Here is a 14,048-nt window from a genome sequence, read left to right on the forward strand (position 1 = left end):
GCAGGGGGAAGATGATACCATTATTGGAAGTAAAGAAACTGGAAGTTGCATTTATAGAAGATCATAAACAGACAATATGTACGGATAAAGTAAGTTTTTCGGTAAATCCGGGTGAAATTCTTTGCATAGTAGGAGAATCCGGATGCGGTAAGAGTGTGACCGCGCTGTCAATTATGGGACTTCTAGGTAATACAGCAAAGGTTATTGGTGGTGAAGTGCTCTTTGAAGGAAAAGATTTACTCAAAATGACAGAAAGGGAACTGGATAAAATTAGGGGAAGTGAACTTACCATGGTCTTTCAAGATGTAATGAATAGTTTAAATCCGGTATTTACCATAGGAAATCAACTGGAGGAAACCATTCGCATTCATCTGGGATATGATAAAAAAGCAGCAAGAGAATATGCTATAGAAATACTGGAAAAGGTTGGGCTTCCGGATTCGAAAGCTATATTAAAGAAATATCCCCATATGTTGTCCGGCGGCATGCGCCAGAGAGTAATGATAGCCATGGCACTTGCCTGTCATCCTAAACTTATCATAGCAGATGAACCTACCACAGCTTTGGATGTAACCATACAGCTGCAGATCATGAAACTTTTACTTGAACTTCGTAGGGAATTTAAGTTATCCATTATATTAATTACCCATGACATGGGAGTGGTTGCGGAATTAGCAGACAGGGTAATCGTAATGTATGCAGGACAATGTGTGGAAGAAGCTGATGTAAATTCTCTTTTTGAAAATCCGGTTCATCCATATACACAGGCGTTACTACAATCAGTTCCGAGTATTTATGGCAATAGAAATCAAAAATTAGCATCCATTCCCGGAATAGTACCTGAAAAATACCAGAATATGAAGGGATGTCGCTTTGCCAAACGATGCCCCTATGCTTCTCCCGAATGTGCAAACAGGCAATTGTATCAGAAGTTTGATTCAAAACATAAGGTACGATGCCATCTTGCCCGAACCGGAAAGGAGACGATTTCTAATGTTTCATAAAGAAATAAAAGAGCCTCTAATGAGGATAGAGAATCTAAGAAAAGATTATCCGGCTAAGGGAACCGGTCTCATAGGACATAAAAATATGATACATTCTGTGGATGGAATTGATTTAACCATTTATGAAGGAGAAACTCTTGGTATTGTAGGGGAATCCGGCTGTGGTAAGTCAACAATGGGACGACAGATGGTAGCTTTGGAGCGGCCTACTTCAGGCCGCGTTCTTTATAAAGAGCAGGATATATCCAATATGCCCGCTGGTCAGCTTCAAAAAATACGTACAGAATTTCAGATGATATTTCAAGACTCCACTTCTTCTTTGAACCCAAGAAAGCAGATTTATGATATATTGGCTGCTCCTATGCTCTACCATGGAATTGTCAAAAAGGAAAATATAAGTCATGAAATAAACCGGCTTCTGAATCTGGTGGGATTACCAAGCTCAGTCAGACACAGATATCCTCATGAATTTTCAGGAGGACAAAGACAAAGAATTGGAATAGCAAAAGCGCTGTCTTTAAAGCCTAAACTAATTGTATGCGATGAGCCGGTTAGCGCTTTGGATGTTTCTGTTCAGGCTCAGGTACTAAATTTATTAAGACAACTACAGGAAGAGCTAAGACTGACATATGTATTTATTGGGCATGGACTGGGAGCTGTTCATTATATAAGTAATCGCATTGCAGTTATGTATTTGGGAAAAATTGTGGAGGTAGCAGATACAGAAGAACTTTTTAATAATCCCATACATCCATATTCTAAAGCTCTTTTTGATGCCTCTCCTTTGCCGGATCCAAAGTGTCGTCACCGGGACAGAATAGTCCTAAGTGGAGAGATACCATCTGCAGCAGCACTTCCCGGTGGCTGCAGGTTTCATACTCGATGTCCTTATGCCGTGGATTCCTGTAGAGAAATGGAACCCAAATTAGAATCAATTAGTGCCGGCAGCAACCACTTATCAGCCTGTCCGGTGATGTCAGATAATTTACGCAGAAGAGATTTCTCTAATGGAAGGGAGGAAAATAAAGATAATTAAATATATAATAAAAAGAATATTCACTGCCCTGCCTGTGCTCCTTGGAATCACCATTATTGATTTTATAATTATGAGTCTTGCAGGAAGTCCTTTGGAAATGATGGCAGGACCCAGAGTTACAGCTGGGGCAGTAGAAGTGAAGGCGGTCAAATTAGGTTTGGATCAGCCGGTATATCAGCAGTATCTTAATTGGTTAAGCCAGCTGCTTAAGGGAAATTTGGGATATTCTATTAAGAATTATCAGCCCGTTAGTGAAATTATTGGAAGCCATATTGGACCTACTTTTTTATTAATGGGCACATCCATAATCATAGGTTTAATTATAGCGGTACCTTTCGGTATTTATAGTGCAGTACATCGTTATACTAAGCGTGATTATGCCCTGGTTTCTCTTTCGTTCTTAGGAAGCAGTATTCCAAGTTTTTTTCTTTCGCTGATATTTATTTATGTATTTACGGTACGTCTTGGGTGGCTGCCATCAAGCGGTATGACCACTGTAGGTGGTGAAGGGGGAGTTTTAGATATAATAAAACATATGATCATGCCTAGTATGATTTTAGCAATCTCAATTGCCGGTTCTAATATTCGGTATATTAGAAGCTCGGTATTGGAGATATTACAGCAGGATTATCTGCGAACGGCAAAATCAAAAGGAATAGGCCGGTTTTTAACCATTAATAAACATGGACTGCGGAATGCTTTAATTCCTATAGTTACAGTGCTTGGCATGCAGATTCCTATGTTGTTTGGTGGTGCAGTTATCATTGAACAGGTTTTTAGCTGGCCGGGACTGGGACTGATTACTATGAATGCCATAACAGGACGGGATTATCCTGTTATTATGGGAGTTTGTCTATTAACTGCGGTGGTGGTTTTAGCAGCTAACTTACTTACAGATATTGTATATGCCTTGGTAGATCCAACAATTAAGTATCAGTAATTATGGAGGAACAACTGTAAATGAAAAAGATATTAGAAGAAAATCTATACGGTCAGAGCGGTTGGAGGATGATAATCAAACGATTTAAAAAACATAAACTTGCAGTTGTCAGTCTTTGGTTTTTATGTATAGTGGTAGTTCTTGCAATATTTGCACCGGTTATAGCTCCATATGATCCAAATAAAGTGACAGGTTCATTTGGAAGACCACCCACTTTGGAACATTGGCTTGGAACTGATCAGATAGGCAGAGATATGTTAAGCAGACTTCTTTATGCTACCCGCTGTTCTCTGCTGGTAGGATTTGCAGCTACTATTATTTCAACAATAATCGGAGTGATATTAGGACTGGTATCAGGATATTTCGGCGGTTTTGTGGATAATATTATTATGCGTATTACCGATACCATTATGTCCTTTCCATATATATTATTAGTTTTGGTTGCAGCAGCTATTTTTGAACCTGGTTTATGGAATATTATATTAATCCTTGGCCTTGTAGACTGGCCGGGCGTTGCAAGGCTTGTTAGAGGCAGTGTGTTATCCCTAAGGGAAACGGATTTTATAAAAGGAGATATGGTGGCGGGTATGCCAAGGAGATATATTTTATTCTCTGAGATCTTACCTAATACAATTGCTCCTGTATTGGTATATGCTACCACAGTCTTTGCCATATCCATTCTGGATGAAGCTGCATTAAGTTTCCTGGGGATGGGTGTACAGCCTCCAACAGCCAGTCTTGGGAATATTTTAAATGGAGCGGAATCCATTACTATTCTTACGAGTAAGTTCTGGCTATGGATTCCTGCGGGACTTATTGTTATACTATTGGTTATCAGTATTAATTTTATAGGAGATGCATTACGTGATGCAGTTGATCCTACCGCATGAATTGGATATAATTCACATGTAGAATGAATAATACATCACAAATGGGAATGGAGAGGAAGAGTGAAAGAAAATATAATTTATGAAAGGCTGCCACCAACAGATTCTTTCACTCATTTTTATTTATGGCAGTATCCCAGGCTCACCTGGGATATGCAACGGGTGTAAAATATAAATGAAAAACATATTAAATTATCAGACATCAGAATATGATTGCGGCCCTACCACACTAATAAATGCCTTCCGCTATTTATTTGAGAGAGAGCAGCTGACACCGGAACTGCTAAAGACCATTTCGATGTATACACTAGATGCGTATGATGAAAAAGGAGAATCCGGAAAAAACGGAACCTCTAAAATGGCAATGAAATTTATCTCCAGTTGGCTGAATCAATATGGAATAACCAAGAATTTTCCTGTCTTTTCTGAATTTTTAGAAGGGGAGCAGGTATACATCGGACAAAATAGCGGAATTATAGGATGTCTTCAACAACGTGGAGTAGTGGTTGCAAGAGTTTGGCTGGAGGATGTTGGACATTATGTTCTGCTAAATGATGTTGCGGGAGATGTAATTGAAGTATTTGATCCATATTATATAGAGAACTTTCCTGATAACCATGAAGTTTCTGTTGTGGAAGGACTGCCAGGTAAATTGAACCGCAGAGTAAAGGCGGAATTAATGAATCGGAAAGAACCGGTTTCTTATGCTTTCGGACCTGTAGAGATTAGAGAAGCAATGCTTATCTATAATACAACAACCCGAAAAACGGAAGAAAATTCAATTGAATATATTATATAGTTAAATAAAAAAGTAACTTATTATCCTAACGCTGAAAACCAGGATATTTATGAAAAGCTGTATGCAGAATTTAAAATTCTTCATGAATATTTTGGAAATGGACAAAATGATGTTATGAAACGTTTAAAAGATATAAAATCAGAAGTCAGAAGAAGTGATTTTTAGGATACCTATAAAATTTAACAGTATAATAATTGAGCCAGCATCAGAATACAGGTGCTGGCTTTTAACATTACTTGAAATAAGACAAACCGCACAAGTCATATGATATATAAATAGACAACGGAGTTGTTCATATGGCAAGAAAACCGGCAGAATTTGAAGTTATTTTTCATTTACCTAAAGATGAAAAAGGAAAACAATTATTAGCAAAGACATTAGGTGAAGTTCATACTAAAATGATAAAAGAAATCATGAACCGGAAAATAAATGATGCAGTACAGAGGAATAAAATGATGGCGGAAATACAAAAAAAATTATGTAATCAATCGGAATAGAATTGTTTAAGTCAGGGGATCAAAATGGAGAAAAAAGTGATTGCCATTTATGCAAGAAAAAGTAAAGCAACGGATAAAGGTGAAAGCCTTCAGGTACAAATAGAAAAGTGCAAACAACTTGCCAGGTTTAAATACTCCGATTTTAAAACGGAATTTATTATATATGAGGAACAAGAGGGAAAAACAGGAGCCAACTTAGACAGGGAAAAATTTAAAGAATTGATGGGGGATATTACCAGTGGAAGTAAGCCTATACATATATTATTGGTATATAAATTAGATCGCTTAACACGTTCTGTTCAAGATTTTACTGAAATCTATGAAATACTAAATGCCCATGGAACGGAGTTCATCAGTGTAAAGGAAGATTTTGATACCACAACACCAATGGGAAGAGCAATGTTGACTATTACCGTAGTTTTTGCTCAATTAGAAAGAGAAGTCATCGCAGAACGTATTCAAGACTCTATGCTGGAACTGGCAAAGCGGGGAAGATGGTTGGGAGGAAAAACTCCTTTTGCTTATGAATCAAAACTTACGTCATATATTAATCATGGAGGGCAGGAAAAAAAGAAAAATTATTTAGAAATCGTTCCTGGAGAAGCAGAAATAATTGAAAAAATATTTGCAAATTATTTAGAGTTGGGCTCTTTATCCAAGGTAGAAGCATATTTATTAAAACACTTATACAAAACCCGTTCTGACTCAGATTTTAGAAGATACAGCATTAAATTTATACTGGCAAATCCTGTTTACTGCAAAGCTGATTTGAATGCCTATGAGTACTTTATAAAAAACGGCTATTCTATATATTCTCCTAAAGAAACATTTGACGGTGAACATGGAATAATGGCCTATAATAAGACTTTATCGGTAAAATATAATGACACTAATCTGGATATGAAAGAATCAAGATGGAGAAAGAAAGAAGACTGGGTTATTGCAGTGGGTGAGCATAAGCCATTAGTTGAAAGCGGTGACTGGATTAAAGTACAAAAAATGCTGGATAAAAATAAAGAAAAATCCTATCGTGCTTCAAGAACAACGGATGCCTTACTTTCCGGTGTATTAAAATGTAAATGCGGCCATCCAATGAGACCAAAAACATCCGGTACTCGGAATTCTGAAGGTGAAAAGTCTTTTTATTATCTGTGCGAAATGAAAGAAAGAAGTAAAGGAGCACGTTGCAAAGAGTGTAATCTAGCAGGTAATATTTTAGATAAAATTATTATAAAAAAAATAACAGAATTAGAAAAAGAGATTGCACCTATATTTAATAAAGCACTATTCAGATGCCATAAAAGAAAAGAAGATAATCGTATATTCAGTACTGCCAGAGATAGTTATATAAGAAATCAGATTGATAAAACTAAGAGATATATAAATAATATTAAAAAAGCAATTCTGAAAGCCACAACGGAAGAAGCTATTGCTGATTTTATAGAAGAATATCAGGTTTATCTGGAGGAATTAAAACAGTTGGAAATTTCATTAGAAGATACAATTGAGGAAGAAGTCATGGAATATGGGGAAGAAGAATGGGTTGAATTATTAACCGTATTTGATAAAATAATGTGGAAAGAGTTGAGTTATGAACAAAGGAAATATGCTGTGAAAGAATTAATTGAAGAAATTTATTGGAATGGTGGAAAAGTAGAAGTGTTTTTTAAAGGCAGCAACCTGTCAGAGAAGTGTTAGCTGCAATTACCGCCAAACATGAGAAAGAGCAAATGAATTGTTAATGATGCTAAGAAATGGGAAGCGGCAGGCAAAAGAAGTATACCTTTATGAACCTATCGGTTCTGATAAAGAAGGTCATGAAATAAATCTACTGGACATTATTGAAAGTGCAGACACGGATATTGTGGATGAGCTGGAGTTACAAGGTAATATCAAGCGTTTATATACATTAGTGGATAAAGTATTAACAAAACGGGAACGACAAATTATTGAAATGCGGTATGGATTAAATTCAAACAATGAAGTTACCCAAAGAGAAATTGCCAATATTATAGGTATATCCAGATCCTATGTATCAAGAATTGAGAAAAAAGCGTTGAAGAAATTACGAGAAGGATTTGAAAAAGGATAAGACGAGAATAAAAAAGAAATTAAAAAAGAAAAAAGTTAAACTGGTTTGTGGAAAGAATAGTAACGGATATGAATTAATGATGCAAAGAAAAATAATTTACAAATTTGATATCACATTTTACTAAAGGCATTGAAATAGTTAGTAAAATGTGATATTCTTATTTTAAGCTTAAGAAGCTTAAAAATTTGAAGGACTTTGTTAAAAAAATATCAATTTCTAAGAAGTTCTTCATTTTTAGAACAGGTAATAATCTTTTATTACATAAATCAGTGTAATAATCTTTATTACATAAATCAGTGTAATAATATTTTTATTACATAACTACTCCTAAGAAAAGAGGATGCTGCAATATTAGTAGCGTCCTCTTTTTTGCCTTTACAGTATGTTCCAACTGATGTAGAATTAAATAAGGTGACAAGCCTATCTAAAATATAATTCTCATTTAACATAAATTATATAAAATAACAAAGGAGAGAGTTCCTTATGTATAAAAATCACATGTCATATAAAAAATATTGGAGCAAGTTTGTAAACCGTGAAACCATTACATATACCTTTGCAGGTATTATGACAACCATTGTAAACTTCATATTCTACTATATTCTGTGCAATATATTAGAAGTAGAAAATTTAATGGCCAATACCATTGCGTGGTTGGCTGCAGTTTCATTTGCTTATATTGTGAATGCTTTATGGGTATTTCAATCGGAAAAAGAAGATATATTGAAAGAATGCATAAAAATAACTAAATTTTTTGGAGCCAGAATACTTTCCTTTCTTGTGGAACAAATGGGAATGTTTCTTTTTGTTGATAAATTAAAATGTAATAATTTAGTTGTAAAAGCACTCTTAATGGTTGTTGTAATTGTATTGAATTATTTGTTCAGTAAAATTTATATATTTAGAAAGCAGGACAAATGCGCGGATTAAAAAATATAATACTATTTAATGTAATTATTATTAGTGTAGGATATATGTAATGTATGTTGTGTTATAGCAAACCGTTGAATCATTGGGGAAACACAAGGGGGATAGGGGTATGAATCATAGCACTGAAGAAATTGTTCCTTATATTCGCGAAGTGGGATTGCAAAAAAGAGATTCCTGGAAAAATCTTTATCGGAGAATCTATGATCATCAGTTCTTATATTGTTTTTGCGGCATTATACATATTCAAATTGAAGAACGGAATTATGAAGTGAAACAAGGGGATTTGGTTATTATTAAACCCAATGTTCCTCATAAGTTATGGTTAGATGAAGATGTTCAAGGGGAGCTTTATTGGTTTCATTGTGATTTGTTTTCATACCAGGATAAGAAATGGCACTATACATTTTATAATACCATTGAAACATACGTAACTCTATTTGGAAATGAATTACAGTACAAGGAGCATATACGCATAGATCCGGTGTTCGAAAATGATATAAGATTTCCAGAATATATGACTATGAAGGATCAAGAGACTACAGAGTATCTGTTTCGTAAAATGTATAAAGCATATACATATGAACAGAAGAACTGGCAGCTCCTTGTTCGTGGATATTGTTACGAGTTACTTTATTCAATCCTTCGTCAAATGGGAGATACAAAGAAGAGAGATCTTTCGAAAGTATATGAAGTAAATAGGATGAAATCTTATATTGCCAAGAATTATTATAAACCAATTTCTGTCCAGGAGATTTGCAATGTAACAGGATTTAATGTGGATTATGCAAGTCGGTTTTTTTATAAAATGACAGGAAAAAAGTTAAAGGAGTATTTAAACGGATATCGTGTGGAACAAGCCAAAAAATTAATGATAGATCGTGACTTGAAATTTGCAGATATTGCAGAAATGGTGGGATTTAAGAACGAAAATTATTTTAGTACTATAATTAAGCGATATGAAGGTAAAACACCAGCAAAGTTAAGAGAATCCTTGATAGAATTGCTGCTGTTAGATGATAAGTAAATATAAGAAAGTACATAAGGTTAGGGAAGTTACTTTAGTGTTAAAGAATGGTAATAGAATATTCAAGAATGTACAAGATGGGAACATAAGAGATGCTTTAAAATGAAAGTCATTTAGACAGTCCCATGAAAAATACAAAATACATATAAATATTAATACAGAAAAGTCGGAAAACTATAAGTTTTTCGGCTTTTCTGCATTTACAGGGTAAAGGCAACTGTATATAATGTATGAAAAGATTAAAAAAACATTAAAGCAATTAGCCAATATGTACATACTGCGCAGAAAAAGAAATATATAGTAAAACATCTAAAGAAGTACACTTTACATAATAGGAGATTAATTCATGAAAATGAAAATGGAAAAAAGTCAAAGAATGCGTACTTTTAAGAGGCAGTTGCCTTTACATGGTTTTGTTTTTGCAGGACTAATCTTTCTGCTGTTATTCTCACTTATACCTATGGCCGGAGTTATTATTGCATTTGAAGATTATGACATTAAAGCAGGACTTACAGGGATATTTACAAGCCAATTTGTAGGATTAAAGCATTTTAAAGCATTTTTAACAGACCGAAAGTTTCCAATACTAATGAGAAATACATTGTGTATCAGTGTTTTGAAACTCATTTTTTCGTTTCCACTTCCGATTATTTTTGCAATTATGATATCGGAGATGGGAGGAAAAGTTTATAAGAGGGTAGTGCAAACCGTAAGTTATTTGCCACATTTTTTCTCATGGATTATTGTATCAGGAATCTTGTTTACGTTTTTCTCAACAAATACAGGTGTGGTTAATGAAGTCTTGTTGAAACTTGGGGCTATAGATAAACCAATTCCTATTCTAATGGATCCAAAATATTATTATGGCCTGGCAGTATTCAGTGAGATATGGAAAGAGACCGGTTGGGGAGCCATTATTTATTTGGCTGCCATTGCAGGTATCAGTCCAACACTATATGAAAGTGCAAGAATTGATGGTGCAGGAAGAATGCAATGTATTCGGCATATTACACTTCCATCCATCAAGGGAACGGTAGCAATTCTTTTAATTTTAGCAATTGGTGGTTTATTCGGGTCTAACTTTGACCAAGCAATGTTATTAGGAAATACAATGAACCTTTCACGTTCAGAAATCTTAGAAGTATTTATTTATAAGATAGGTTTAGGGCAAGGCAGATATTCATTTGCCGCTGCTGCCGGTTTATTTCAGTCGGTGATCTCCTTTATTTTAGTGTTGAGTGCAAATGCAGTATCCAAGAAGGTATCAGGGTCTTCCTTATTCTAACTCTTTAATAAAATAAGTTTATAAGCCTAGGTAGAAAATTAGAAAGGGGCAATTGTGATGAAGCATCAACGAAGAAAAATTAGGAGAACGGCGGAAGACAAAGTAATGGATACCGTAATTTTTATCCTTATGACATTGATCTTACTTGTAACGTTATATCCATTTTATTATGTTATTATTATCTCTTTTAATGATGGGGTAGATGCACTGAACGGAGGTATTTATTTTTGGCCGCGAAAATTTACCTTAGCTAATTATCAACAGTTTTTAAGTGATGCAAAATGGTTACATGCGCTTTTGATTTCCATTTTAAAGACAGTGGCAGGAACCACCCTTACAATATTATTTACTTGTATGGTGGGGTATGGGCTATCAGCGCCGAACTTAATGTTTCGGAAGTTTTACAATGTTGTGTTATTGGTCTGTATGTATTTTAGCGGAGGGCTCATTCCCTATTATTTAGTATTGAATTCTTATGGACTTTTGAATACCTTCTGGGTTTATGTCATACCCACAATGTTTAGTACATATTATTGCATTCTTGCAATTTCCTTCTTTCGGGAAATACCATATGAGTTATATGAATCGGCACGACTGGATGGTGCAAAAGAGATACGCATCTATACATCCATTGTATTACCTTTGTCTAAGCCATTAATTGCTACATTGGGGTTATTTGCAGCAGTTGGTCAATGGAATGCTTGGAGTGATACTGCATTCTTTGCACCAGGAAAGAAATCACTGCGTACTTTGGCATTCTTGATGAGAGATGTCATTACGAAAAATCAAGTTGATGTTACCTCAAAAGCAGCAATGATGCAAGCATCACGTTATGGTCAAGTAACTACAACATCTGTTCAAATGGCAGCAATGATTATCACTATTTTACCAATTGTTTTAGTGTATCCATTTCTTCAGAAGCACTTTGTAAAAGGAATTATGTTGGGAGCTGTAAAGGGTTAAAATAAAAAAGGCTGAAGGAGAGTTATTTATGATTAAAATGAAGAAACTTATTAGTGTTTTATGTATTGGTCTACTTGTAATCTCATGTACAGCGTGTGGTAAAAGCGCAAAAACAGGAAGTAATTCCGTGTTAATGGAAGCCAAAGACAGTGAAAATCAATTTCCAAACCCAGAAAACAAAGTTACTTTTGATATGTTCGTTGATTGTACTTGGCTGCCATATGATACTATGGAAGATGGAATTATAGAACAATTAATTGAAGAACAAACTGGAATTAAAATCAACATAGTGAAAGCCACGGATGCAGAACAGTTGAATCTGCTGATTGCATCGGATGATTTACCAGACCTAGTTATGACATCAAGTTCTTCAAAACTAAATAAATTGTCCAGTGATGATCGTTGTTGGCCATTACAGGAACTTATTGATAAATATACTCCGGATTTTAAAATTCCGGAAATCGAACAGAAGTTAAATGCATTGAGTTCAGAAAATGGAAAGTATTATATGTTAAAAAATGAATTTAATACAATTGAAGAAATTCAGAATGCAAAGAATATTGGTCCAAACTTTGGACAATTAATTATGCGGGAAGATATCTATAAAGAATTAGGTTCACCAGCATTACAGACAAAAGATGATTTTTTTGCGCTGATGCAGATGGTAAAAGAGAACTATCCCGACATGGTGCCATTGACGATCAATATGAGACAATATGGGGGATTGGCGCAACTGGTAGGTTACGATCCTGTGAAACCTGAGGATGAAAATGGAAATTATGTTTGCGATATCTCGGATCCTAAATACCGTGAGTTATGTAAGGTAATCAATGATTTATACCGGATGGGTTATGTTACAGAGGAAAACTTCACATTTACTTCTGATGAGCAGACTTTCCAAAATATTGGTACTGGAAAAGCATTTATGGTAACACATTTTGCTGGAAACGATGAGCAAAACTTTACAGCCAGAGTAAAAGAGGAGGTTCCCGGAGCAAAATATGTTCAGGTACCTCTCATGAAAGACTGGAATTATACGATGCCTGTTTCAGGCTGGTCTGCTATGTTTATTACAAAGAATTGCAAAGATCCGGAAACTGCAATTAAGTTCTTAAATTGGGCAAAACAAAAAGATAATTCTATTGCATTAAGTACTGGATACAAGGGAATTGATTGGGATTATGATGAGAGCGGAAACATTATATTATTAGAGCGGCGCCAGAAGTCGGTAGATGCTGGTACAAAAGATGCAGATTATAAAGGGGATGGATTTATCTTTTCTGCAGATAATTATATTACCATTTCCAATGGTTTTTATGCAGTAGCAACACCAGAGACACGTAGAATCTATGACGATGCAGTAAAACGTGCAAATTGGTCCAATGCCTTAGATTTGGCATATCCTAAGTCAGGTACAGACATTCGTATTAAATTTGATGATATTTCCACATTGTCAAGTGAGTCATTTACAAAGATCTGTACAGCAAAGTCAGATGAGGAATTCAATACCTTATATGATGATATGGTGAAAGAAGCAGAAAAAATCGGACTTCAGGAAGTAAATGAATATCTGACCACCAATTATAACAAATTATGTGAAGACTTGGGCGTTAAGTAAGTTTAAAGAGTAAACTGAACTAAATAGTGAAGCGGAGCAACCTTGCTGATTTATCAGCTCGTTGCTCCACTTTTTTTCATAAGCTTAGAATAGTCCGGTTAATACTTGCAATTTTAAACCACCAGTTTAATGATATATTTTTCTCTTACGAATATAATGAATTATAGTAAAGAGCATGGCAATATAATTATAAGTGTAATGACGAATACGAAAAGGGGATATTAGTATGATAAAAATAACATCAGCAGGAGCAAACAAATTAATTAGAACTTTAGAGGATGAAAAGAGTTATATTTTGTCTATTGAAAATAATTCTAAGACCTATATTCGTGGGGAAGGTGAAGAAGCCGAAATACCTCAATATGATTATGAGGAAACCAGCAAAAAGTTAAATGAAATTGATGAAAAGGTTTGCAAAATAAAGCATGCAATTAATGTATTTAATTCAACAACATATTTGCCGCAACTCCACATAACAATAGATACGGCATTAGTAAAAATGGCCCAGTTAAACATTCGGAAATCAATACTGGACAATATGCGAAAACACTTACCTAAAGTACGTATTACAGATTTTATGGGACGAATGAATCGTGGTGTGGAATACGAATTTGTAAATTATGATTTAGATAAAGTGAATAACGACTACAAAGAAATATGTGAGCAGATTATTGAGATTCAATTGGCTTTAGATACTTGCAATCAGACCATTACATTCGAAATAAAGTGGTGAACTTAAAGGGTATTTAAATATACTTAATCAAATTTCCTTGTACGTATCTCAAATATTTTTCAAGTTAGGTGGTTATTGCTATTGAGTGTTATTGTTAGCTGTTATTCTGTTATATTTTTATAAGTTTAAGTTTAAGGTTAAATAAAAGAGGCTAAATAATATCATAATGATGCGTACTAAAAACTTGATAGAAATATCAGAGCATGGAAGTATAGGTTATATATGCTAATTTTCTATAAA

Annotated in this window: 14 protein-coding genes; all 14 read left to right on the top strand. The window is 34.6% G+C overall.

Annotation, left to right across the window (positions count from 1 at the left end; all coding sequences use genetic code 11):
- Positions 1 to 11 precede the first annotated feature (11 nt).
- The 14 genes from BM183_RS03845 to BM183_RS03910 all read left to right on the top strand — a co-directional run bounded on the left by BM183_RS03845 (position 12) and on the right by BM183_RS03910 (position 13,808).
- Entirely contained in the window at positions 12 to 1,004 is a 993-nt protein-coding gene (locus BM183_RS03845) for an ABC transporter ATP-binding protein (protein ID WP_091684525.1), read from the top strand.
- Positions 994 to 2,040 (top strand): ABC transporter ATP-binding protein, encoded by a 1,047-nt coding sequence (locus BM183_RS03850; protein WP_170847879.1) that lies wholly within the window; start codon positions 994 to 996, stop codon positions 2,038 to 2,040. The genes BM183_RS03845 and BM183_RS03850 overlap by 11 nt, the downstream gene beginning before the upstream one ends.
- Positions 2,033 to 2,980 carry an ABC transporter permease gene (locus tag BM183_RS03855; RefSeq protein WP_091684615.1) on the top strand — a complete coding sequence of 316 codons (948 nt, stop codon included), beginning with the start codon at positions 2,033 to 2,035 and terminating at the stop codon, positions 2,978 to 2,980. The genes BM183_RS03850 and BM183_RS03855 overlap by 8 nt, the downstream gene beginning before the upstream one ends.
- A gap of 20 nt (positions 2,981 to 3,000) precedes the next feature.
- A complete protein-coding gene (gene opp4C / locus BM183_RS03860) occupies positions 3,001 to 3,870 on the top strand; it encodes an oligopeptide ABC transporter permease (RefSeq protein WP_091684527.1) in 870 nt (289 codons plus the stop codon).
- A 172-nt stretch (positions 3,871 to 4,042) separates the two neighbouring features.
- Positions 4,043 to 4,666, top strand: coding sequence for a hypothetical protein (locus tag BM183_RS03865; protein WP_091684528.1), 624 nt, complete (start codon positions 4,043 to 4,045; stop codon positions 4,664 to 4,666).
- Positions 4,667 to 4,962: 296 nt separating this feature from the next.
- Entirely contained in the window at positions 4,963 to 5,163 is a 201-nt protein-coding gene (locus BM183_RS03870) for a hypothetical protein (protein ID WP_091684530.1), read from the top strand.
- Between the two features lie 24 nt (positions 5,164 to 5,187).
- Entirely contained in the window at positions 5,188 to 6,861 is a 1,674-nt protein-coding gene (locus BM183_RS03875; RefSeq protein WP_091684532.1) for a recombinase family protein, read from the top strand.
- 43 nt (positions 6,862 to 6,904) lie between these two features.
- Positions 6,905 to 7,255, top strand: a complete 351-nt coding sequence (locus tag BM183_RS03880) for a sigma-70 family RNA polymerase sigma factor (RefSeq protein ID WP_091684533.1) — start codon at positions 6,905 to 6,907, stop codon at positions 7,253 to 7,255.
- 483 nt (positions 7,256 to 7,738) lie between these two features.
- Entirely contained in the window at positions 7,739 to 8,185 is a 447-nt protein-coding gene (locus tag BM183_RS03885) for a GtrA family protein (RefSeq protein ID WP_091684535.1), read from the top strand.
- 109 nt (positions 8,186 to 8,294) lie between these two features.
- Positions 8,295 to 9,209, top strand: a complete 915-nt coding sequence (locus tag BM183_RS03890) for a helix-turn-helix domain-containing protein (protein ID WP_091684536.1) — start codon at positions 8,295 to 8,297, stop codon at positions 9,207 to 9,209.
- Positions 9,210 to 9,555: 346 nt separating this feature from the next.
- Positions 9,556 to 10,494, top strand: coding sequence for an ABC transporter permease (locus BM183_RS03895; RefSeq protein WP_091684538.1), 939 nt, complete (start codon positions 9,556 to 9,558; stop codon positions 10,492 to 10,494).
- A 57-nt stretch (positions 10,495 to 10,551) separates the two neighbouring features.
- Positions 10,552 to 11,457 carry a carbohydrate ABC transporter permease gene (locus BM183_RS03900; RefSeq protein WP_091684540.1) on the top strand — a complete coding sequence of 302 codons (906 nt, stop codon included), beginning with the start codon at positions 10,552 to 10,554 and terminating at the stop codon, positions 11,455 to 11,457.
- 28 nt (positions 11,458 to 11,485) lie between these two features.
- Complete coding sequence (locus tag BM183_RS03905; protein ID WP_091684541.1) at positions 11,486 to 13,075, top strand: extracellular solute-binding protein; 1,590 nt, start codon at positions 11,486 to 11,488, stop codon at positions 13,073 to 13,075.
- A 226-nt stretch (positions 13,076 to 13,301) separates the two neighbouring features.
- Positions 13,302 to 13,808 carry a hypothetical protein gene (locus tag BM183_RS03910; RefSeq protein WP_091684543.1) on the top strand — a complete coding sequence of 169 codons (507 nt, stop codon included), beginning with the start codon at positions 13,302 to 13,304 and terminating at the stop codon, positions 13,806 to 13,808.
- Positions 13,809 to 14,048 lie beyond the last annotated feature (240 nt).

The organism is Anaerocolumna aminovalerica (genome assembly GCF_900115365.1).
In the GTDB taxonomy this organism is placed as follows: domain Bacteria; phylum Bacillota; class Clostridia; order Lachnospirales; family Lachnospiraceae; genus Anaerocolumna; species Anaerocolumna aminovalerica.